The 21,603-nt window shown below is 72.7% G+C and carries 22 protein-coding genes; 12 read left to right on the top strand and 10 right to left on the bottom strand.

The annotated features are described in order from the left end of the window. Positions 1-6: 6 nt before the first annotated feature. The 4 genes from J2S44_RS09710 (at position 7) to J2S44_RS09695 (ending at position 4,464) form a co-directional block, all read left to right on the top strand. Positions 7-1,629 carry a hypothetical protein gene (locus J2S44_RS09710; RefSeq protein WP_310410924.1) on the top strand — a complete coding sequence of 541 codons (1,623 nt, stop codon included), beginning with the start codon at positions 7-9 and terminating at the stop codon, positions 1,627-1,629. Positions 1,630-1,917: 288 nt separating this feature from the next. Continuing rightward, on the top strand, positions 1,918-2,706 hold the full coding sequence (locus J2S44_RS09705; protein ID WP_310410922.1) for an ABC transporter permease: 789 nt from the start codon (positions 1,918-1,920) through the stop codon (positions 2,704-2,706). Next, entirely contained in the window at positions 2,699-3,511 is an 813-nt protein-coding gene (locus tag J2S44_RS09700) for an ABC transporter permease (RefSeq protein ID WP_310410919.1), read from the top strand. The genes J2S44_RS09705 and J2S44_RS09700 overlap by 8 nt, the downstream gene beginning before the upstream one ends. Further along, positions 3,508-4,464, top strand: a complete 957-nt coding sequence (locus J2S44_RS09695) for an ABC transporter ATP-binding protein (RefSeq protein ID WP_310410915.1) — start codon at positions 3,508-3,510, stop codon at positions 4,462-4,464. The genes J2S44_RS09700 and J2S44_RS09695 overlap by 4 nt, the downstream gene beginning before the upstream one ends. 345 nt (positions 4,465-4,809) lie before the next feature. Here the strand turns inward: J2S44_RS09695 and J2S44_RS09690 are convergent, their stop codons facing one another. Further along, positions 4,810-5,118, bottom strand: coding sequence for an AzlD domain-containing protein (locus tag J2S44_RS09690; protein ID WP_310410911.1), 309 nt, complete (start codon positions 5,116-5,118; stop codon positions 4,810-4,812). Further along, positions 5,112-5,954, bottom strand: a complete 843-nt coding sequence (locus tag J2S44_RS09685; RefSeq protein WP_310410908.1) for an AzlC family ABC transporter permease — start codon at positions 5,952-5,954, stop codon at positions 5,112-5,114. Before J2S44_RS09685 ends, J2S44_RS09690 begins: the two co-directional genes overlap by 7 nt. 53 nt (positions 5,955-6,007) lie before the next feature. Between J2S44_RS09685 and J2S44_RS09680 the strand changes: the two genes are divergently transcribed. Further along, complete coding sequence (locus tag J2S44_RS09680; RefSeq protein ID WP_310410904.1) at positions 6,008-6,568, top strand: helix-turn-helix domain-containing protein; 561 nt, start codon at positions 6,008-6,010, stop codon at positions 6,566-6,568. On the opposite strand, the gene J2S44_RS09675 is transcribed toward J2S44_RS09680, so the two are convergent. From J2S44_RS09675 to nadA, 3 genes are all read right to left on the bottom strand, one after another. Then, positions 6,569-7,180 (bottom strand): DUF3043 domain-containing protein, encoded by a 612-nt coding sequence (locus J2S44_RS09675; protein ID WP_310410901.1) that lies wholly within the window; start codon positions 7,178-7,180, stop codon positions 6,569-6,571. A 121-nt stretch (positions 7,181-7,301) separates the two neighbouring features. Then, entirely contained in the window at positions 7,302-8,657 is a 1,356-nt protein-coding gene (gene murA / locus J2S44_RS09670; protein ID WP_310410898.1) for a UDP-N-acetylglucosamine 1-carboxyvinyltransferase, read from the bottom strand. A gap of 202 nt (positions 8,658-8,859) precedes the next feature. After that, positions 8,860-10,029: a quinolinate synthase NadA gene (gene nadA, locus J2S44_RS09665; RefSeq protein WP_310410896.1), complete on the bottom strand. Its 1,170-nt coding sequence runs from the start codon at positions 10,027-10,029 to the stop codon at positions 8,860-8,862. A gap of 94 nt (positions 10,030-10,123) precedes the next feature. Between nadA and J2S44_RS09660 the strand changes: the two genes are divergently transcribed. The 4 genes from J2S44_RS09660 to J2S44_RS09645 all read left to right on the top strand — a co-directional run bounded on the left by J2S44_RS09660 (position 10,124) and on the right by J2S44_RS09645 (position 13,505). Then, positions 10,124-11,242 carry a glycerate kinase family protein gene (locus J2S44_RS09660; RefSeq protein ID WP_310410892.1) on the top strand — a complete coding sequence of 373 codons (1,119 nt, stop codon included), beginning with the start codon at positions 10,124-10,126 and terminating at the stop codon, positions 11,240-11,242. 228 nt (positions 11,243-11,470) lie between these two features. Then, complete coding sequence (locus J2S44_RS09655; RefSeq protein ID WP_310429556.1) at positions 11,471-11,782, top strand: HesB/IscA family protein; 312 nt, start codon at positions 11,471-11,473, stop codon at positions 11,780-11,782. A 254-nt stretch (positions 11,783-12,036) separates the two neighbouring features. Continuing rightward, entirely contained in the window at positions 12,037-13,014 is a 978-nt protein-coding gene (locus J2S44_RS09650; RefSeq protein WP_310410890.1) for a carbohydrate kinase family protein, read from the top strand. After that, positions 13,011-13,505: a P-loop nucleotide/nucleoside kinase family protein gene (locus J2S44_RS09645; RefSeq protein WP_310410886.1), complete on the top strand. Its 495-nt coding sequence runs from the start codon at positions 13,011-13,013 to the stop codon at positions 13,503-13,505. The genes J2S44_RS09650 and J2S44_RS09645 overlap by 4 nt, the downstream gene beginning before the upstream one ends. 394 nt (positions 13,506-13,899) lie before the next feature. On the opposite strand, the gene J2S44_RS09640 is transcribed toward J2S44_RS09645, so the two are convergent. Both J2S44_RS09640 and J2S44_RS09635 read right to left on the bottom strand, forming a co-directional pair. Then, on the bottom strand, positions 13,900-15,195 hold the full coding sequence (locus J2S44_RS09640; protein WP_310410883.1) for an MFS transporter: 1,296 nt from the start codon (positions 15,193-15,195) through the stop codon (positions 13,900-13,902). After that, positions 15,192-15,770, bottom strand: a complete 579-nt coding sequence (locus J2S44_RS09635) for a helix-turn-helix domain-containing protein (protein ID WP_310410880.1) — start codon at positions 15,768-15,770, stop codon at positions 15,192-15,194. The genes J2S44_RS09640 and J2S44_RS09635 overlap by 4 nt, the downstream gene beginning before the upstream one ends. Before the next feature lie 123 nt (positions 15,771-15,893). Between J2S44_RS09635 and J2S44_RS09630 the strand changes: the two genes are divergently transcribed. Continuing rightward, on the top strand, positions 15,894-17,135 hold the full coding sequence (locus J2S44_RS09630; RefSeq protein WP_310410877.1) for an outer membrane protein assembly factor BamB family protein: 1,242 nt from the start codon (positions 15,894-15,896) through the stop codon (positions 17,133-17,135). 103 nt (positions 17,136-17,238) lie between these two features. Here J2S44_RS09630 and J2S44_RS09625 read toward each other — a convergent pair whose 3' ends face one another. After that, positions 17,239-18,390, bottom strand: coding sequence for a cysteine desulfurase family protein (locus tag J2S44_RS09625; RefSeq protein ID WP_310410874.1), 1,152 nt, complete (start codon positions 18,388-18,390; stop codon positions 17,239-17,241). Positions 18,391-18,605: 215 nt separating this feature from the next. On the opposite strand from J2S44_RS09625, the gene ctaC reads away from it, so the two are divergent. Together ctaC and J2S44_RS09615 are read left to right on the top strand one after the other, a co-directional pair. Beyond that, positions 18,606-19,583 carry an aa3-type cytochrome oxidase subunit II gene (gene ctaC, locus J2S44_RS09620; protein WP_374727969.1) on the top strand — a complete coding sequence of 326 codons (978 nt, stop codon included), beginning with the start codon at positions 18,606-18,608 and terminating at the stop codon, positions 19,581-19,583. 9 nt (positions 19,584-19,592) lie between these two features. Further along, the gene (locus J2S44_RS09615; protein ID WP_310410871.1) at positions 19,593-20,024 is read left to right on the top strand and encodes a cytochrome c oxidase subunit 4; all 432 of its coding nucleotides are present in this window, start codon (positions 19,593-19,595) and stop codon (positions 20,022-20,024) included. Positions 20,025-20,094: 70 nt separating this feature from the next. On the opposite strand, the gene J2S44_RS09610 is transcribed toward J2S44_RS09615, so the two are convergent. Together J2S44_RS09610 and trpD are read right to left on the bottom strand one after the other, a co-directional pair. Continuing rightward, positions 20,095-20,298 carry a hypothetical protein gene (locus tag J2S44_RS09610; RefSeq protein ID WP_310410868.1) on the bottom strand — a complete coding sequence of 68 codons (204 nt, stop codon included), beginning with the start codon at positions 20,296-20,298 and terminating at the stop codon, positions 20,095-20,097. 235 nt (positions 20,299-20,533) lie between these two features. Further along, a complete protein-coding gene (gene trpD, locus J2S44_RS09605; protein ID WP_310410865.1) occupies positions 20,534-21,592 on the bottom strand; it encodes an anthranilate phosphoribosyltransferase in 1,059 nt (352 codons plus the stop codon). Between the last annotated feature and the right edge of the window lie 11 nt (positions 21,593-21,603).

Below are 21,603 nucleotides of genomic sequence, written 5' to 3'. Positions count from 1 at the left end.
GCCCGGGTGGCGGGCCGGGCGACGCGGCTCACGGCCGGGATCCCCGGTCCGCCAGTCCTGCCCCGTGGGCCGTCCACCGCCGTAGCGGCCACCGTCCCGGCCACGGCTGCCACTGTCACGCGGGTCGTCGACGTCGCCGTCGCGCGGCTCGGTGCCCCGGCGGACCCGGTCTCGCGGGTCCGCGTCCCGGGGATCGAAGTCGCGCGGGTCGCCCTCACGCGGGTCGAGGCCGCGCCCACCACGCTCGCGCGGGTCACGCTCGCGGGGGTCCAGGTCGCGCGGTCCGGTTCCGCGTCCGGTCCGCTCGCGCGGGTCGACGTCGCGCGGGTCCAGGTCGCGCGGTCCGGCTCCGCGCCCGGTCCGCTCGCGCGGATCGAGGCCGCGTGGATCCAGATCACGCGGGTCCAGATCACGTGGTCCGGCTCCGCGCCCGGCCCGCTCGCGCGGATCGAGAGCGCGCGGATCCAGGTCACGCGGGTCCAGGTCGCGGGGGTCCAGGTCACGCGGTCCGGCTCCGCGCCCAGGCCGCTCGCGCGGGTCGAGGCCGCGGGGGTCGAGGCCGCGCGGGTCCAGGTCGCGTGCGTCCAGGTCACGCGGGTCGAGGTCGCGCGGGTCCGTGCCGCGCCCTCGCGGACCGGCGTCCCGCACCCGCGGGTCGGCGTCCCGCGGGCCCGCCCCGCGCCCGGCCCGCTCGCGCGGGTCGGCGTCGCGCGGGTCGATGCCACGGTCGCGCGGGTCAGCACCCCGTCCACCACGGTCCCGTGGATCGAGGTCACCCGCTCCACGCGCCCGCGGGTCGGCGCCACGCCCACCCCACTCACGCGGATCGCCGCCGCGTCCCGCCCGCTCACGTGGGTCCGGACCGCGCGGGTCGGCCTCGCGCGGGTCGGCGCCACGTCCACCCCGCACCCGCGGGTCCGCACCGCGCGGACCGGCTCCGCGGCGCTCCCGCGGGTCGAGGTCGCGCGGATCCACCTCACGCGGGTCGACGTCACGTGGGTCCGTCACGCGGCCGCGTGCGTCACCGCCGCGTCGCCCGCGTGCGTCCGCCGTACGCGGATCGACGTCGTCCGGGTCCAGATCGAGGTCGAGATCCGGGTCGCGTCCGTTACGCCCGCGCGGCTCGTAGTCGAAGTCGGCCCGCTGCCCGCTCCGGGCCGGCCCACGCGGCGCACGCCCGTCGAACTCGCCGTCCCGCACCCGCCCGCGACCGCGCGGCTCGTCGTCCCACTCGTCCGCCGCACCACGCCCACGGTCGTCACCGGGCGCACGCCCACGGTCGTCACCGGGCCCGCGTCCCGGAGCTCCGTACACCCGGACGTCGTGCCCTCCGGCACGCCCACGCGCGGCCGGCCGGGCGTCGTCCCGGAAGTGGTCCTCCTCGTAGTCGAACCCGTCGTCTGGCCGGCGTCCCGGCGCCGGTGGCCGGGCGCGGCCCGAGGCCGGCCGGGAGGGGCGCCCGATGGCCGGTGGCGCCGGCGCGGCTCCGTCCGGGTCGGGCCGGACGGAGGAGCGGTAGACCGCGCTGCTGCGCGCCTGCACGGTCGGGCCGGGGTCGCCGGGATATGCCTGCCCCGGGACCTCCATCCACTCGTCGGTGGTCTCCACCGCCCACGCGGGCAGCTGTGAACCGCGTCGATCCCTACGTTCCGGCGCCACGGTTCACCCCATTTCGCTGTGCGCTCCCGCCGTGGGTCCGGCGGCGGCGGACTGTGACGCGTGCCAGCGGAAACGCTGACGGGCGTCGCATGTTCACGCCGGCTCACCTCATGGGAAAACTATCGCTGGGCAGCCGTGTTCCCCGGGTAAAGTCACCCGGCCCGGCGCAGCAGAGTCCGCGGAAAGGAGGGTAACGGCGTGGCCTTGTCCGACGCCACCGTGCGCACCATGCCGCAACAAAAACTCGTCGGACAAATCATGACATTTTGGGTTATAGCGGTTTCAGGTTTTCGGCGATACGCCACGTACCGGCAGGCGACCGTCGCCGGAGCGTTCACGAACACGGTCTTCGGCTTCCTCCGTTGCTACCTCTTCCTCGCGGTCGCCGGCGGCGCGGTCACCGGTGGTTACGCGCCGGAGCAACTCGCCACGTTCGTCTGGTTCGGTCAGGGGCTGCTCGCGGTCGTGCTGCTCTGGGGCGCGCCCGAGCTGGCCGACCGGATCCGGACCGGTGAGGTGGTCAGCGATCTGCTCCGCCCGGTCGACCCGGTGCACAGCATGCTCGCGGCCGACCTGGGCCGCGCCTGGCACGCGGTGCTGACCCGCTGCCTCCCGCCCGTACTCGCCGGGGCCCTGTTCTTCGATCTCTATCTGCCGGTCCGGTGGCACACGCCACCGCTGTTCGTGATCTCCGTCCTGTTCGCCGTGGTGATCACGTTCTGCTGCCGGTTCCTGGTCAACAGCACCGCCTACTGGCTGCTGGACGTGCGCGGGGCGGTCTCGCTGTGGACGCTCGGCTCCGGCGTGGTGGCCGGCCTGTACTTCCCGCTGCGCTTCCTGCCCGAACCGGCGCTGCTCACGCTCTGGCTGCTCACGCCGCTGCCCAGCCTGTTCCAGGCACCGCTGGACGTGCTGGTCGAGCGCGACCCGACGCCGGTCCAGCTCGGCATCGTCGGCCTCCAGGCGGTGTGGGCCGTGATCATGCTGCTGCTCTGCCGGCTGGTGCAGCGCCGGGCCGAGCGCCGGCTGGTGATCCAGGGTGGGTGAGCTGCGCGCCCGGCTCGGCGGCCACCTGCACCTGCTGCGGGCGCAGATCCGCTCGCAGGCGTCGTACCGGGCGTCGTTCACGATCGACCTGGTCACCAACGTGGGCGCGACCGCGCTGGACGTGACCACGGTGCTGGTGCTGTTCGGCGTGTCGACCGTGATCGGCGGGTTCCGGCTGCCGGAGTCGCTGGTCATGGTCGGCCTCGCGCTGCTCGCGTTCAACCTGGCGGATCTCACGGTCGGCAACGTCGAGCGGATCCGGCTGTACGTGCGCACCGGCCTGATGGACGCGGTGCTGGTCCGCCCGCTCGGGCCGCTCGGTCAGCTGCTCGCGATGGACCTGCCGCTGCGCAAGCTGTCCCGGGTCGCGCTCGCCGCCGTGGTGCTGGTGGTCGCGCTGGTCCGGGCGGACATCGACTGGACGCCGGCCCGGCTGCTCCTGGCGATCGCCACGCCGCTGGCCGGCACGGTCTTCTTCGCCTCGATCTTCGTCGGCACCGCGTCCGTGGCGTTCTGGTGGATCGAGTCCGGCGAGTTCGGCAGCGCATTCACCTACGGCGGGCGCGACTTCACCAGCTACCCGATCACGGTCTACGACGGCTGGTTCCGTGCCACCTTCGCGTACGGTCTCGGCTTCGGGTTCGTCGCCTACCAACCGGCGCTGGCGCTGCTCGGCCGCGCCGACCCGCTCGGCCTGCCTGCCTGGGCCGGCTGGACCGCCCCGCTGGTGTGCGTCCCGGCCGCGCTCGCCGCCGGCCTGATCTGGCGCACCGGCATCCGCCACTACCGGAGCACCGGATCATGAATGTCATCGAGGCACGCGACCTCAGCAAGACCTTCACCGTCTCGGTCCGGACGGGCCGGTTCCGCCGGGAGCGCCGGGAGACCGCCGCGGTGGACGGCGTCGACCTGAGCGTGGCGCGCGGCGAGATGGTCGGCTACATCGGGCCGAACGGCGCCGGCAAGTCCACCACGCTCAAGATGATGACCGGCGTGCTGATGCCGTCCGGCGGCTCGGTCACGGTCTGCGGCCTGGTCCCGGTCACCCAGCGGATCCGGCTCGCGCTGCGCATCGGCGTGGTCTTCGGTCAGCGGTCCCAACTGTGGTGGGACCTGCCGCTGCGCGAGTCGTTCGCGCTGCTCCGGCACATCTACCGGGTGCCGCCCGCGGACCACGCCGCCCGCCTGGCCCGCTGCCGCGGCATGCTGGAGCTCGACGAGTTCCTGGACACGCCGGTCCGCCAGCTCTCGCTCGGCCAGCGCATGCGAGGCGAGCTCACCGCCGCGCTGCTGCACGGGCCCGAGGTGCTGTTCCTGGACGAGCCCACGATCGGCCTGGACGTGGTCAGCAAGCAGGCGGTCCGCGCGTTCCTCACCGAGCTGGGCGCCCGCGGCGACACCACCGTCATGCTCACCACGCACGACCTGGCCGACATCGAACGCCTCTGCCGCCGCCTCGTCGTCATCGACCACGGCCACGTCGTCCACGACGGCACGCTCGACGCGCTGCACGCCCGCTTCGACTCCCGCCGCCGCGTCGTCGTCGACCTCGACGAGCCCCCGGCCACCCCGCTCACCGTCTCCGGCGCCGACCTGGACGGCACCGACCTCGACGGCCGCCGCCTCACCTATCGCCTGACCACCGCCACCGCCGGCGAACTCGTCATCCAGGTCGCCCGGGCCGCCGCGATCCGCGACATCTCCGTCCTCGAACCCGAGATCGAGGACGTGATCGCCCGCCTCTACAAGAGCCGGTGAGATAAGAGCCGGTAAGAGCCGATTTTCCCGCTTCCGGCCTGGGCGCGCCGGGCATGCTCCCGCGGGCCAACCGCGCCGTCGGCCTCAACTGCGCTGGCGCTCCGTTCGCCCGCCGCGACGGAGCCGGTCCCGGCCACCACGACCCCGGCCACCCGGCTCCCGCGCGCCGGTCGCCGGCACGCCCGATTCACGACCGAGGCACCCGCCACGTCCTTCTGCCGACGCGGCAGCCCCGACCGCTCAGCCGGCCCTTCTCAGGGCACGCCGGGCGGGACGACGTGTGGCACGCCGGGCGGGACGACGTGCGGGACATGAGCTTGGCCGCGCTCGGGCGGGTGGTGCGGCTCAGGGCACGCCGAGCAGGCGGAGCAGCGCGGTCGTCACCGCGGCGGCGACCACGACCAGCACGAACGGCGCGCCGCGCCAGGCGAGGAACACGCCGGCGAGCACGCCGGCCGGGCGGGCCACGCCGGCCAGCGCGCCGCCCTCGGTCAGCGCGGCCGTGGCGGCGAGCGCGCCGAGCAGCGCGGCCGCGGCCAGCGGCAGGATCCGGCGGACGCTCTCCGGCATCTCCAGCCGGTCCCGCAGCACCACGCCGGCGACCCGGAACCCGTAGGTCCCGACCGCCAGCCCGACGATCACCGCGATCAACATGCCGCCTCCTCCGCCCGTCCGGCGCGTCCCCCGGTCTCCGACCGCTCTTCGATCCCGGCTCCGGCTCCGGCTCCGGCTCCGGGACCGGCTCCGACGCTGGGACCGGCTCCGGCACCGGGACCGGCTCCGGCATCGGGACCGGGACCGGGACCGGGACCGCCATCGGGGCCGGGCGGTGGCCGCCGGTGGGGGAGCGCCAGGGCCAGCAGGCCGGCCAGGGCCAGCAGGACCGGGAGGCCGGCCGGGAGGAAGGGTGTGGTGAGGACGGCCACGGCGGCGCCGGTGAGCGTGACCTCGCGGGTGGCCCGGTCCCGCAGGGACGGCAGGATCAGCGCGATCAGCCCGGCCGGGAACGCCGCGTCCAGCCCCAGCACGGCCGGGTCGCCGACCGCGGTGCCCAGCGCGATGCCGGCCAGCGTGCCGAGGTTCCAGCAGACGAAGAGCATCGCGCCGGTGGCCCAGAACGCGTGCCGGCGGTCCCGGGGATCGGTGCGGGCCAGTGCGAACGCCACCGACTCGTCGATCAGGAGATGGCTGCCGAGCAGGCGCTGCCACCACCGGGTGCCGATCGCGTCCGCGACCGCGAGGCCGAACGGCAGGTGGCGGGCGTTGATCAGCAGGCCGCCGAACAGTGCGGCCAGCGGATTTCCGGCGGCGAGCAGCCCTACCGCCATGAACTGCGCGCCGCCCGCGAAGATGAAGACCGACATGACGACCACCGACCACGGCGGGAGGCCGCCCCCGGTCGCGATCGCGCCGAACGAGACCGCCACCGCACCGGACGCGATCGCGATCGCGCCCGCGTCCCGGAGAATCGTTCGATTTACTGAACGCATGCCATGAAATATCGAACGTACCGCCCGGTATGTCAAACCGAACGAAGGGTCCGATGAAACGAACGCCCGAGCCGCCGATCGCCACCATCGCCGCCGCCCTGAAACGGGAACGGGAACGCGCCGGCCTGTCGCTGGCCGAGCTGGCCCGCCGCGCCGGGGTGGCCAAGTCCACGCTCTCGCAGCTGGAGGCGGGCAGCGGAAATCCCAGCGTGGAGACGCTCTGGTCGCTCGGCAACGCGCTGGACGTACCGCTGAGCAGGCTGATCGAGCCGCCCGCGCCGAAGGTGCGGGTGATCCGCGCGGGGGAGAACCCGCGGGTGACCTCCGAGCAGGCGTTCTACACCGGTTCGCTGCTCACCGCCGGCGACGGCCGCGCGCGCCGGGACGTCTACATCATCGAGTCCGAGCCCGGCGCGGTACGGCGCGCGGAACCGCACCTGCCCGGCACGGTCGAGCACGCGATCGTGGCGTTCGGCCGGGTCCGGATCGGCCCGGCGGACGAGCCGGTGGAGCTGAACCCGGGCGACTACGTGTCCTACCCGGGTGACGCGCCGCACGTCTACGAGGGCCTGGAGCCCGGCAGCTGGGCGGTTCTGATCATGGAGCACCCATGATCAGAACTTGTCGCCGACCCCGATCGCCGGCAGCGGCACCCGCATGCGGCGGAAGCTGAGCGAGCGGGAGATGCCGTAGAAGTACAGCGAGCCCATCCGCTCCGTGGTCTTCGGGAAGCGCTCCCGGACGAGCTTCTTGATCCGGCGGCTGATCAGGAAGCTGTCCGCGATCACGGCGAGCGCGAGCGCCAGCCAGAGGATGTTCGCGATCGCCTGCACCCGGGTGTCCGGCACGCTGGCGCCGATCAGCACCACGAACGCGCCACCCAGGAAGAACGATCCGACGGTACGCCGGGAGTCGATGATGTTGCGGACCAGTTGACGCTCCGGGCCGCGGTCGCGCGGGCCGCCCTCGCGGCGGAACCGCTCGGACTCGCGCTGCCGCGCCAGCCGGCGCTGCTCCTTCGCCTCCTGCTTGGTCAGCGGCGTCTTGCTGACCGGGGCGGCGCCGCCGGGGCGGCGCTGGGTGCTCGGCCGCTTCGGCGTGGGGACCCCCAGCTCACGCTTGCTCGGGGTGTGACCCCGGGTGGCGGTGGTCACCACCTCGGACGTCTCGACCTCGGAGACCTGGTCCTCGACGAGATCGGCGGACTTGCGACGAAACAGCGGCACGTCGCAAGGGTAGCCAAACGATGAGCCGCACCGAAACCGGCCACCGTCCGCAAGACACTCACCCGAACGTCCGAGGGGGCCGGAACCCTCAGGTCCCGGCCCCCTCGGACGATTCTGACGATCAGACCCGCTCGACGTTCGCGCCGAGCTCGGCCAGCTTGGTCTCGAAGTTCTCGTAACCGCGCTTGATCAGGTTCACGCCGTACACCCGGGAGGTGCCCTCGGCCGCCAGCGCCGCGATCAGGTGGCTGAACCCGGCCCGCAGGTCCGGGATGACCAGCTCGGCCGCGTGCAGCTTGGACGGGCCGGCGATGACCGCGGAGTGGTGGAAGTTACGCCGGCCGAAGCGGCACGGCGTACCACCGAGGCAGTCGCGGTAGGTCTGGATCGTCGCGCCCATGCTGTTGAGCGCCTCCGTGTAGCCGAGCCGCTGCTCGTACACGGTCTCGTGGACGATCGAGATGCCGCGCGCCTGGGTGAGCGCGACCACCAGCGGCTGCTGCCAGTCGGTGGCGAAGCCCGGGTGCACGTCCGTCTCCAGCGCGACCGCGGTCAGCTCGGTGCCGGGGTGCCAGAACCGGATGCCGCCCTCGCGGCCCGGCCGGGTCTCGTTCGGCGGGAGCGTGTCGGTGACCTCGAACTGGCCGCCGATCGACCGGAACACGTTGAGGAACGTGCCCATGTCGGCCTGCTGCGCGCCGAGCACCGTGATGTCGCCGCGGGTGGCCAGCGCGGCCGCGGCCCAGGACGCGGCCTCGATCCGGTCCGGGATCGGCCGGTGCGAGTAGCCGCCGAGCCGCTTCACGCCCTTGATCTCGATGACCCGGTCGGTGTGCACCGTGATGATCGCGCCCATCTTCTGCAGCACGCAGATGAGGTCCATGATCTCCGGCTCGACCGCGGCGTTGCGCAGCTCGGTGACGCCCTCGGCCAGCACCGCGGTGAGCAGCACCTGCTCGGTCGCGCCGACGCTCGGGTACGGCAGCTCGAACTTGGTGCCGTGCAGCCCGTTCGGCGCGGTGAGGTGCATGCCCTCGGGCGCCTTGTCCACGATCGCGCCGAACTGCCGCAGCGCCTGGATGTGGAAGTCGATCGGGCGCGGGCCGATGTGGCAGCCGCCCAGGTCGGGGATGAACGCGTGGCCCAGGCGGTGCAGCAGCGGGCCGCAGAACAGGATCGGGATCCGGCTGGACCCGGCGTGCACGTTGATCTCGTCGGTCGAGGCGGACTCGACGTTCGACGGGTCGAAGATCAGCTCGCCGTCGGACTCGCCCTTGCTGACCCGGACTCCGTGCAGCTCGAGCAGGCCGGTGACGACCTCCACGTCGCGGATGGCGGGGACGTCGTAGAGCGTGCTCGGGCTGTCGCCCAGGAGTGACGCCACCATCGCCTTGGAGACGAGGTTCTTGGCGCCGCGGACTCGGACCCGGCCGTTCAGCGGTGTGCCACCGTGCACAGCCAGCACGTCGTCGGTCAACGCAACCTCCAGCGCTTGCGTAAGGGGGATGGGCGCCGGTTTCTCGTTCGCACTAACAACGAGCGGGGGGCTGGCGCTTGTCGCCGGGGAAGCATAGCGCTCGGTTACCAAGACAAGAACCCACACACCGCCCGCCTTGGCGCGAAACCGGGACGAGCGGTGGTGGTTCTGTCGGGGATCTTACGGATGCCTCGGGCGACCGTTATGGCAGCGCAAGCATCTGATCGAGCGCGGATCGTGCATATGCCGAAGTGTCCGGATCGACCGTAATCTGGTTCGGTGTCCGGCCGGCGACAAGTTCTTCCAGGGCCCAGACCAGATGCGGCAGATCGATGCGATTCATAGTCGAGCAGTAACAGACAGTACGGTCGAGGAACATGATCTGCTTGTCCGGGTGCGCGTTCGCGAGCCGGCGCACGAGGTTGAGCTCGGTGCCGATCGCCCACGCGGACCCGGCCGGGGCGGCCTCGACGGTCTTGATGATGTACTCCGTCGAGCCCACGTAGTCGGCCGCCGTCACGACCTCGTGCCGGCATTCCGGGTGCACCAGCACGTTTACCCCGGGGACCCGCTCGCGAACCTCCTCCACCACGGGCAGCGTGAACCGCCCGTGCACGGAGCAGTGGCCGCGCCAGAGGATCATCTTGGCGTTCCGGAGCTGCTCCGGGGCCAGGCCGCCGTGCGGCTTGTGCGGGTCGTAGAGCACGCAGTCGTCCAGCGAGTAGCCCATCTCCAGCACCGCCGTGTTCCGGCCGAGGTGCTGGTCGGGCAGGAAGAACACCTTGGATCCCTGCTCGAACGCCCAGTCCAGCGCGCGCTTGGCGTTGGACGAGGTGCACACCACACCCTTGTTGCGCCCGACGAAGCCCTTGATGTCGGCGGACGAGTTCATGTAGGTGACCGGCACCACGTCGCCCGCGATGCCCAGGTCCTCGAACAGGTCCCACGCGGTCTCGACCTGCGACAGCACGGCCATGTCCGCCATCGAACAGCCGGCCGCGAGGTCCGGCAGGATGACCTTCTGCGCGTCGGTGGTCAGGATGTCCGCGCTCTCGGCCATGAAGTGCACGCCGCAGAACACGATGAACTCCGCGTCCGGCCGGGCCGCGGCCTCGCGGGCGAGCTTGAACGAGTCGCCGGTCACATCGGCGAACTGGATCACCTCGTCGCGCTGGTAGTGGTGCCCGAGGACGAAGACGCGGTCGCCGAGCGCGAGTTTGGCGGCCATCGCGCGGGCGACCAGGTCGGGGTCGCTCGGCGACGGAAGGTCTCCGGGACAGTCGACGCCGGCCTCGGAGGCCGGGTCGGTGCCCCTGCCCAGCAGAAGCAGGGCGGTTGCGGTGTTGGACGGCTCTACCCAGGTCGATGTCACAGCAAGATTGTCTCACAGTGAGACCGGCCCGAAGATGTGATCCATGCATCCCTGAGAATGGTCCGGACAGGGGAATAGCGGGAGGTACACAGCGGTGCGAATCCTGATTTGTCCGGACAAGTTCGCCGGGAGTATCGACGCGGTGCCCGCGGCGGCGGCCGTCGCGGCCGGCTGGCGAGCCGCCAACGACGCGGACGAGCTGGTCGAGCGCCCGCTCTCGGACGGTGGCCCCGGCTTCGTCGACGTGCTCACGCCGGCCCTGAACGGCCGCCGCGTGATTGTCGACACGGTCGACCCGCTCGGCCGCCCGGCAAAAGCCACAATCCTCATCAACGGCCCCATCGGGTACGTGGAGAGCGCCCACGCGTGCGGCCTGCACCTGCTGGCCCCGGCCGACCGGGACCCGAAGCGCACCACCTCGTACGGACTGGGCCTGCTCATCCTCGCGGCGATCGAGCACGGCGCCACCCGCGTCGTGATCGGCCTCGGCGGCTCCGCCGTCAACGACGCCGGCGCCGGCATGCTCGCCGCACTGGACGCGGCCCCGCTGGACGCGGCCGGATATGCGCTCCCGTACGGCGGCGCCGCGCTCACCGCGGCCGAGAGCCTCACCGGCCCGCCCCGGATCCGCGGCGCCGAACTGATCGGGGCCACCGACGTCGACAACCCGCTCACCGGCCTGCACGGCGCGTCCGCGGTCTACGGCCCGCAGAAGGGCGCGACCCGCGAGGACGTGTTCCTGCTCGACCGGGCGCTGGAACGGTTCGGCGAACTGCTCCAGCACCTGCCCACCGCACCGCCCCGGCTGGCCGCGCAACCCGGCGCGGGCGCGGCCGGCGGGATCGGCGCCGCGATCCTCGCGCTCGGCGGCCGGTGCGAGTCCGGCATCGAGCTGGTGACACGTCTCACCGGGCTGACCGAGGCACTGGACGCGGCCGACCTGGTGATCACCGGCGAGGGCTCGTTCGACCACCAGTCGCTGCGCGGCAAGGTGGTCGCGGGCGTGGCCGCCGGCGCCCGCGACCGGGGCCTGCCGTGCGTGGTGCTGGCCGGCCGGGTCAGCACCGGACGCCGGGAGGCCGCCGCGGCCGGGGTCACCGAGACGTACTCGCTGATGGACTACTTCGACGGTGACGAGGAGGCGGCCATGACCCGGCCGGCGGACGGGCTGACCGCGCTCGCCCGGCGGGTGGCCGGCCAGTACAGCCGGTGAGACCAACGGCGCACGGGCCGCTGACCGGGAGAAGTTTTAGACTGGGTGGGAATGCAGGGTCAGCGGACATGCGTTGGCCACAGTCGGAATAAAATCCGCACAGCGCAGGGAGACTTCCAAGTGACCACTTCAGCGCAGGGCGCCACCGAGTTCGTCGACGAGGGCTACGAGTCCGACACCGAGTCGGCCCCGGCCAAGACCCCGGTCAAGACCCCGACCACCGTTCTCCTGACGGACGTGGCAGCCGTGAAGGTGAAGAACCTGCTCGAGCAGGAGGGCCGCGACGACCTCCGGCTGCGCGTAGCGGTGCAGCCCGGTGGCTGCTCCGGCCTCCGCTACCAGCTGTTCTTCGACGAGCGCTCGCTCGACGGCGACATCGTCGACGACTTCGGCGGTGTCGAGGTCGTGGTGGACCGGATGAGCGCGCCCTACCTGACCGGCGCGACCATCGACTTCGCGGACCGCATCGACGCCCAGGGCTTCACCATCGACAACCCGAACGCGGGCGGCAGCTGCGCCTGCGGCGACTCGTTCCACTGAGTTTCTGGTCGTCTCACTGAAATTCTGGTCGGCGCTTCGCCCCTCGGGCCGGCGCGCCTCACGGGGTGGCTGGGCTGGGGGTGGCAGCAAGATCTAAGAGCGGCGGGGGTACGCGTTGGCGTACCCCCGCCGCTTTTGTGCGTTTGGGGGTGGGGCGTTACCGTCAGGTGAAGCCGACCTGACGGGAGAGCTTCCAGCCGCCGGACTGCCGGTAGGCTGTTCGGGCTTATGCCGCCGACCACCTGAGGGCCGACATGAAGATCGCCGTTACCGGCTCGATCGCCACCGACCATCTGATGCACTTCCCGGGACGGTTCGCCGAACAGCTCCTGGCCGACCAGCTGCACAAGGTGTCCCTGTCGTTCCTGGTCGACGACCTCGTGGTGCGCCGCGGCGGCGTGGCCGCCAACATCGCGTTCGGCATGGGCCAGCTGGGCCTGCGGCCGATCCTGGTCGGCGCGGTCGGTGCGGACTTCGCCGACTACCGCTCCTGGCTGGAGCGGCACGGCGTCGACTGCGGCTCGGTCTACACCAGCGAGGTCGCGCACACCGCGCGCTTCGTCTGCACCACGGACACCGAGATGAACCAGATCGCCTCGTTCTACGCGGGCGCGATGGCCGAGGCGCGCAACATCGAGCTGGCCCCGGTCGCGGAGCGCAACGGCGGCATCGACCTGGTGCTGGTCGGCGCGAACGACCCGGCCGCGATGGTCCGGCACTCCGAGGAGTGCCGGGAGCGCGGCATCCGGTTCGCCGCGGACCCGTCCCAGCAGCTCGCCCGGGTCGAGGGCGGCGACGTGCTGAAGCTGATCGAGGGCGCCGAGTTCCTCTTCACCAACGAGTACGAGAAGTCGCTGCTGGAGAGCAAGACCGGCCTCAGCGAGGCGCAGGTCCTGGACCACGTCAAGATCCAGGTCACCACGCTCGGCAAGGACGGCGCCCGGATCACCGGCCGCGACATCGCGCCGATCCACGTGCCGGTCGCCCGTGAGGTCGCGGCGTACGACCCGACCGGCGGCGGCGACGCGTTCCGGTCCGGCTTCTTCGCGGGTCTCACCTGGGGCCTCGGCCTGGAGCGGTCCGCGCAGATCGGCTCGCTGGTCGCCACCTACGTGCTGGAGACCGTCGGCACCCAGGAGTACGAGATCCGCCCCGACCAGTTCGTCAAGGCGCTCGGCGAGGCCTACGGCGACGCGGCGGCCGAGGACGTACGCCCGCACCTGATCCCGTGAGCACCGGCCCGGTGCTGATCGTCTTCGCCGGGCTGCCGGGGGTCGGCAAGAGCACGCTCGCCCGCCGGGTGGGCGCCGCGCTGCCGGCCCCGGTTCTTCCGGTCGACCCGATCGAGCGTGCCTACGGCTCCACCGGCCCCGAGGCCTACCGGGCGGTGGCCGCGCTGGCCGAACTGCAACTGGACCTCGGCCTCCCGGTGATCGTCGACGCGGTCAACCCGGTCGCCGAGTCCCGCGAGCTGTGGCTCGACCTCGCCGACCGGGCCACGGTGCCGCTGCGCGTGGTCGAGGTCTGGTGCGCGGACGAGGACGAGCACCGCCGCCGGATCGAGGCCCGGCAGGCCGCCGACCCGGCGTACGCGGACATCGACTGGATCCGGGTCCTGGAGCGCCGCGCCGAGTACCAGCCCTACGTCGGCCGCCGCGTGGTGGTCGACACCACGGTCCCGGGCGATCCGCTGGGATCCCTGCTCGACTACCTGCGCCCCTGAGGGTGCCGGGCCGGGCGCGTAGCGCACCGGGCGTAGCGCGCCGGTCTGCGCGAGCGGCGGAGCGACACGAGCGCGCGAGGCACGATGCGGCCTCGCGCGCCGTTCCGTTTCCCAGGCGGTCGGGCACCGACCGGGCTTCCGCACCGGTGATCTCTGGCTTCTCGTGTCTCGCTGCCTTCCTGCCGCAGGGCGTGGCTAACCCGCTGGATCCGGCTGGCCCACGCGGCTCGGCCGGCTTGCGGGACGTGGCTGGTCGGCGTGGCTCGGCTGACCAACGGGACGTGGCTGGTCTGCGCGGCGCGGCTGGCCCGCGGGGCGCCGCTGGCTTGCGGGGCCCGGCTCTCCCGCGGGACCGCGCTCTCCCGCGGGGCCCGGCTCTCCCGCGGGACCGCGCTCACCCGCGGGGACCGCGCTCACCCGCGGGGACCGGCTCATCCGCGGGACCGGGCTCGCCCGCGGGGCCCGGTGCGGTGACCGGGGGAGTGTGGCGGGCCGCGAGGTAGCAGAGCGCGGCCGCGGCCAGCGGGATCGCGCCGGCCAGGATCGCGGTGCGGACGCTGGTGGCGTCCGCGATCGCGGCGAGCACGATGCTGCCGGCCGCCCCGGCGGGCTGGGCGGCCATCGAGGCGAGCGACGCCACCGTGGTCCGGTTGCCCGCGTCCGACTGCCGGTGCAGCAGCCCCTTGAAGACCGGGTTCACGGCGCCGTGCAGCGCGTAGCAGACCAGGTAGGCCCCGAGCGCACCGGCCGGGCCGGCGAACAGGCCCATCGCCACCACCGCGAGCGCCTGGCCCAGCTGCAGCGTGACGCCGGACCGGGCCGGGCCGAGGCGCCGGACCAGCAGCGGCACCAGCGCGGCGCCGGCCGCGGACGCCAGCCACGCCACCGAGCCTGCCGGTCCCATGATCGTGCCGGCCGTGTCCGCCGAGCCGACCAGCTGGGCGAGCCGTACCGGGAAGAAGATCTCGAAGGTCATCATCCCGAACGCCCAGAACAGCTCGACCGCGACCAGCGCGGTCAGCACCCGGGAGCGGCGCAGCAACCGGGTCGCGTCCGCGATCACCGCGGGCACGGCGCGCAGCGAGGCGGCGACCGGCGGCCGGTCCGCCGTGGCCGTCCGCGGCTCGCGGAGCAGCAGCAGGATCGCGGCCACGGTCACCGCCTGCAGCGCCACGGCCGCCACCATCGGCGCGGTGAGCGCGCTCACCGCCGGGAACGGGTCCAGCGCGACCAGGCCGCCGGCGAGCAGCGCGCCGCCGCCGATAGCGCAGCCGACCACCACACCGGCCCGGCCCAGTCCGGTCTCGAAGCGCGCGTCCGGGTCCTCGGCCAGCACGGCGTCCACGTACCAGGAGTCGAGCGGCCCGCTGTCCAGCGCGCGGAACACCCCTTGCAGCGCGAAGACCAGCACGAACATCCAGAACGAGGTCGCGCCCACGAGCAGCGCCAGCGAGATCAGGTTGATCACGGCGGCGAGCAGCAGCACCGGGCGGCGGCCGAGCGTGTCGGCCAGGCCGCCGGTGGGCAGTTCCAGGCCCAGCACGACGAACCCCTGCGCTGCCGTGACCAGGCCGATCTGGGCGAGCGAGAGCCCGCGTTCCTGCGCCAGCAGCACGGTCACCGGGATCATCAGCCCGACCGGCAGCCAGCGCAGGCCGTTGAGGGTGAGGTAGCGCGTGGTGATCGTCATCGCCGGTCCCGCGGCATCGGGTGGTTCTCGTAGAAGACGATCACGGTCTCCGCGCCCTCCTCGGCCGGCAGCGACCGGTATCGCGCCATCAGCTCGTCGACCTCGCGGTTGAGCGCGCGGACCTGTTCCGGTGTCAGCTCCAGCAGGTAGTCGTTGGTGGTGACCGCGTCCCGCCACTCGGCCGGCCACTCCCTCTCCTCGGCCCTCCAGCGCGCGGTCCACCGGGCGTGCTCGGTGCGGTAGAACTCGCCCAGCCACTCCAGCGCGGCCTGCGCGTCCGCGTCGTCCGGCCCGAAGTCGCCGGCGACGATGCTGTGCCGGTCCTGGGCGGCCCGCCACCAGCGCTGCTTGCCGGAGCCGGGCCGGTCCTCCTCGATCACCAGCCCGGCCTCGGCGAGTTGCCGCAGGTGATAGCTGGTCGCGCCGGTGTTGGTGCCGAGCCGCTCGGCGAGCCGGGTCGCGGTCGCGGCGCCGTCCACCCGCAGCGCGGCCAGCAGCCGGGCCCGCAGCGGGTGGGCCAGCACGGTCAGCTGTCGCGCGTCGATCCGCACGCCGGTCCAGGGAGCATCGTCCATAGTTGCACAATAAGTGTGCATAGGAGTTGTGCACAAGAATTGTGTACGCGAAAGCCGGATTCGGCGGACGGGCTGGCAGATACTGAGGCCGCAAATCCGACGAAAGGCTCTCAAATGCGAAAGATGGTGCTTGTCGCGATCGCGGCGGCGCTCGCGGTGCTGTCCGCCGGGCCCGCGTCCGCCGCGCCGGTCGACCCGGAGCCGGTGCCGCCGGTGCTGCCGCCGCCGGTCAGCGACACGGACGGCCCGACCGTGGCGGAGGCCGCGCGGCTCGTGCCCGCGTGGGCCGTGCCCGCCGGCACCGTCAGCGGCGACGCGCTCTACTTCGCCGGCGCGGTCTACCACGCGGAGACGCGGGTCGGCGGTGCGGACCGGGTCGGCCTGGTCCGCCGGGACACCGGGACCGGCGACCGGCTGCCGTTCGCGGCGAAGGCCGTGCCCGGCTTCGACATCGCGACGCCGGTGACCGACGGCGACTCGGTTCTCACGATCACGCCGGGCGACGGTGTCGTGCGCGCCTACCGCCCGGACGGCCGGCCACGGTGGACCGCGACGATCCCCGGTGACCAGCGCGCGTCCTGGGTGCTGGCGACCGGCGGCCTGGTGCTGGCCGCGGCGGAGTTCCGGTGCGGCCACCACGAGGGCGACGTCTGCGAGCGGACCGTGCTGCACGCGTTCCGGGCCGGTACCGGCCGGCGGACGTGGACCCGGGAGATCGCCGGCGGCAGCCCGGTCGCGGTGGCGGCCGGTGACCGGATCGCGGTCCGCACCCGGCAGGACGACGACGCCCTGTACGGCGACGACGTCGTCGAGCCGGGCGAGGAGCCGCCGTCCTTCGTCGACGACTCCCCGTCGCTGGTCACCGTGCTGACGCGGACCGGCGAGCGGGTGTGGCGGAAGGCGGTCGCCGACGGCGGTGACCTCGCCGCGGACGCGCGGACCGTGCACGTGGCCGGCGAGCGGTTCTGCGCCTACCGGGCGCGGGACGGCAGGCGGCTCTGGTGCGCGCCGAAGGGCCACCGCCATCACGACGTGACCGTGGCGGACGGCCGGGTCTACGCCGGCGTCGACGATCTCACGGTGCCGGACGACCACCGGGTCGCGGCGTTCGACGCGCGGACCGGCCGGCGGCTGTGGACCGCGCCGGGCGCGTACCCGTACGGCCCGATCACGGTCGGGAACGGCGTCGTCTGGCTGCAGAGCAACACCGACATGCCGGTCACCGTGCTGCTCGGGCTGCGCGCCGACGACGGCCGTGAGCTGCGCCGGCTGCCGCTCGGCGAGTACAGCAGCGGCGGGGTCGCGCTCGGCGTCGGCCGCGTCTTCCTGCTCCGCGGCGGCGACACCGTCGCGGCGTTCCGCTAGCCGCCGGCGGTCCGTGAGCGATCGAGACGTCGTCCCGTGACGTGCACGACGTCTCGATCGCGTGGCGGCGGGTCCGCGCGGCGTGACCCCGCGTCACGCGGGTCTAGAGCCCGGTCTCCGCGCGCAGGGCGGCGACGATGCCGGGCAGCTCGGTCAGGAAGCGGTCCACGTCCGCCGCGGTGATGTCGCGGTGCAGCGACACGCGCACGTTGCCGTGCGACAGCACGCCCATCGCCTCGAGGACGTGGCTGGGCCGCAGCGTGGACGAGGTGCACGACGAGCCGGACGAGACCGCGAAGCCGCGCCGGTCCAGCGCGTGCAGCAGCGCCTCACCGTCCACGTAGAGGCAGGAGAACGTGACCAGATGCGGCAGCCGCTCGACCGGGTCGCCGACCACCTCCACGTCCGGCACCAGCCGCGGCACCTCGGTGCGGATGCGGTCGACCAGCGCGGACTGCCGTTTCGCCTCCGCGGCCGCGTCCGTGGTCACCGCCCGCAGCGCGGCCGCGGCACCGACGATCGCCGGAAGATCGATGGCGCCGGGGGTACGGGCATAGGGCCGCTCATCCTCCGGATAGGGCGAGACCCAGCGCATGCTCTTGCGGATCGCCAGCACGCCCACGCCGGACGGCCCGCCCCACTTGCGCGCGCTGCCGGACAGCAGCGACCAGCCCGGCGGCACGCCCATCCGCCCGATCGACTGCGCCGCGTCCACGTAGAGCGGCACGCCCGCCTCCGCGCAGATCTCCGCGGCCGCGGAGACCGGCTGCACGGTCCCGGCCTCGTGCGACGCGCTGATCAGCGCGGCCAGCGCCACGCCCGGCGCCCGCACCGCGGCCTCCCAGGCGGCCAGGTCGAGCCGGCCCTTCATGTTCACGCCGACGCTCGACGTGGGCACGCCCGCGGCCGTCGCGGCGTGCAGCACGGCGGAGTGCTCGATCGCGGAGTGCACAAAGGTCTGGCCGGCCCGGCGCCGCCCGGCCAGGCCGCCGAGTACGGCCGCGTGCGCCGCGGTCGTACCGCTGGAGGTGAAGAAGAGTTCCTCGCGGCGGACCGAGAGGCACTCCGCGACGGTGGCGCGCGCGGCCTCCACCAGGTGCCGGGCCTTGCGGGACTGGCTGTAGAGCTTGCCGGGGTCGGCCCAGCCGTCGGCGAGCGCGGCCATCATCGCCTGTTTGGCGACCGGATGCAGGGGAACCGCTGAGGCGGCGTCGAGGTATGCCGTCGAAGGTCCGGGTTGCGCGGTTGAGGACACGTGCCAAACGGTATCGTCCAGATGTTCGCCGTGATCACAAAGCGCCGGACACGCGGACCCCTGGGGCTTGCACCGAGGCCAGGTCGAGTAATCTGCGGTCGATGGTGCGGCCTGACCGGTGGCGCCTGACATGCGGGACCGGCCATGCGGGCCTGAAAGACCGACGCGGCCGGTTGTATCACACGGCGGTAAGGCATGGTGCGCGAATGAGCAACATGTACCGCGAAGGAGAGGCAGGAGCAGTGGTCGCAAAGGGTTCGGGCGTGCGCGCCTCGGACACGGGACGGGACAACGGCTCCCGCAACCGGCGGATCGCCGGACTCGGCTTCGGCGGCATGTTGCTGGTCGCCCTGCTGAGCGGCTGTGACGTCGGTGCGGCCTTCGGTGGCTTCGGCTGGCCGCAGGGCGGGATCACGCCCCAGAGCCAGCGGATGTACGACCTGTGGATCGGCTCCGTGGTCGCGGCCCTGGTGGTCGGCGTCTTCGTGTGGGGCCTGATCTTCTGGTGCGTCATCCGCTACCGGAAGCGTGGCGAGGAGCTGCCTCCGCAGACGCGGTTCAACATGCCGATGGAGGTGCTCTACACGGTCACGCCGGTGCTCGTGGTGTGCGTGCTCTTCTACTACACCGCCATCGTGCAGACCGATGTGGACCGGATCTCCAAGGACCCGGACGTCACCGTCGAGGTCGTCGCGTTCAAGTGGAACTGGCAGTTCAACTACCTGGCCGAGCCGGGTGAGGACGCCCAGGTGCTGGCGTCGACGATCGGCTCGACCGACGAGATCCCGCTGCTGGTCCTGCCGACCGGGCAGAAGATCCGGTTCGAGGAGACCAGCCGCGACGTGATCCACTCGTTCTGGGTGCCGGAGCTGCTGTTCAAGCGCGACGTGCTGCCGGGCAGCGCGCGCAACGTCTTCGAGGTCACGATCGACACCGAGGGCCGGTACGTCGGCCGGTGCGCCGAGCTGTGCGGCACGTACCACTCGATGATGAACTTCGAGCTGGTCTCCGTCTCGCCCGAGCGCTACCAGCAGTTCCTGGCCGCGAAGCAGGCCGGTCAGTCGACGCCCGAGGCGATGGCGACGATCGGCTTCACCGGTGACGACCGGTTCGCGGTCACCACGGAGCCGTTCGAGACCAAGCGCGACAACAACAACTTCAACGGCTCGCAGGCCGAGGGTACGGGGAGGTAGGGGTAAGCCATGAAGGCTGAATATCGGATGTTCGGCGGTGTCGCCCTCTTCCTCTTCGCCGCGGCCGCGCTCTACGGGTTCTGGACCCAGGGCGACTCGGACGCGGGCCAGCTGGAGTGGGTCGGCACGGTCGCGCTGATCCTCTCCGGACTGCTCTGCTCGATGTGCGCTGGCTTCTTCTGGTTCGTCTCGCGGCGCATCGACCCGCGCCCGGAGGACCGTCCGGACGCGGAGATCGCCGAGGGCGCGGGCGAGGTCGGCTTCTTCAGCCCGGGCAGCTACTGGCCGTTCGGCCTGGCGCTGTCCTGCGCGCTCACCGCGCTGGGCCTGGTCTTCTTCATGTGGTGGCTGATCGGCATCGGCCTGATCGCGGTCATCTTCTCCGCGTGCGGCCTGCTCTTCGAGTACTACTCCGGCACCCGCCGGCCGGTCGAGTTCTAGGAACCGGACAAGCGAGCGCCGCACCCCTCGGGGTGCGGCGCTTTCGCTGTCTCCGGGGTCTTTCCGAGGGTCAGGCGGCGCGGCGCTGGATGGGCGCGACCCGGTTGCCGGGCGTCCGCCGCCAGACCCGCATGGTGATCGGCTGCAGCACGATGGCGGCCCCGCAGCCGGTGCAGACCAGCTCGGGGCAGTCCTCGTGATCGTCCTCGCACGGCGGGATCTCGAACAGCATCTCCCGCTGGCAGATGACGCAGTGCATCTCTTTGTCTTCCACGGGTACCTCCTCGGGGAAGGGTGGGGAATTACCCGAATGTGATTCCAAAGTGCCACCGCCGGTCACGAAAAAGTGGGACCTCGACCCGGCGTGTCACAACAAAACGGACAAAATGAGTGGCAGTACGGCGAACATCACGCCGTACCCACGTGTGATTTTGATCTTGATAGGTGTGGCGCCCGGCTCCCGGGGGGAGGCGCGCCACGACACGGGCACGCCTCGACCCCGGTGATGCCTACTCCGCGGCCTTGGCGGCGGTGGCCGCGTCGACCCACCTGGCCAGCAGCGACTCCGTGGCGCCGGAGTCGACGGCCTCGGCGGCCCGCTTCAGGCCGTCGCTGAGCGCCTCCCGCACGTCACCCTGAAGTCCGGTCCGGGCGGCGAGGCCGGCGGCCGCGTTGAGCAGCACGGCGTCCCGGACCGGGCCGGTCTCGCCGGCGAAGAAGCGCCGGGCGGCCGCGCCGTTGAACGCGACGTCACCGCCGCGCAGGTCGCCCGGGGCCGAGCGGGGCAGACCCAGCTCCACCGCGTCGACGAGCTGCTCGGTGACGGTGCCGCCGGCCGCGACCCAGACCCGGGTCGGCGCGGCCGTGCTGAACTCGTCCAGCCCGTCCTCGCCGCGCATGACCAGCACCGAGTCGCCGCGGGCCGCGAACACGCCGGCCATCACCGGCGCCATCCGGGGGTCGAAGCAGCCGACCGCGCCCGAGGTCGGCCGCGCCGGGTTGGTCAGCGGGCCGAGGAAGTTGAACGCGGTCGGCACGCCGAGCTCGCGCCGCGGCGGGCCGACGAACCGGAAACCGGGGTGGAACCGCGCCGCGAAGCAGAAGCCGATGCCGGCCTCGCGCACGGTCCGGGCCACGCCCTCCGGTCCCAGGTCGAGCGGGATGCCGAGGTGTTCCAGCAGGTCGGCCGCGCCGCACGAGGACGACGCGGCGCGGTTGCCGTGCTTGACCACCGGCACGCCGGCCGCGGCCACCACGACCGCGGCCATCGTGGAGATGTTCACCGTGTGGGCGCGGTCACCGCCGGTGCCGACGATGTCCACCGCGCCGGTCCGGGTCTCCTCCGGCAGCGTCACCGGCACCGCGTTCGCCAGCATCGCGTCGACCAGGCCGGACAGCTCGGCCGGCGTCTCGCCCTTGGCCCGCAGTGCCACGGCGAAGCCGGCCACCTGCGCGGGCGTCGCGTTCCCGGTGACGATCTCGTTCATCGCCCACCAGGTGTCCTCGGTGGACAGCTCGTCGGCTCGCAGCAGTGCGGAGAGCAGATTCGGCCAGGTCCGTTCGCCCATCGTGGGCCTCC

Source organism: Catenuloplanes niger, from assembly GCF_031458255.1.
Lineage (GTDB): Bacteria > Actinomycetota > Actinomycetes > Mycobacteriales > Micromonosporaceae > Catenuloplanes > Catenuloplanes niger.
Note: the sequence above shows the minus strand (reverse complement) of the source record. Positions and strands in the feature narration are given on the sequence as shown.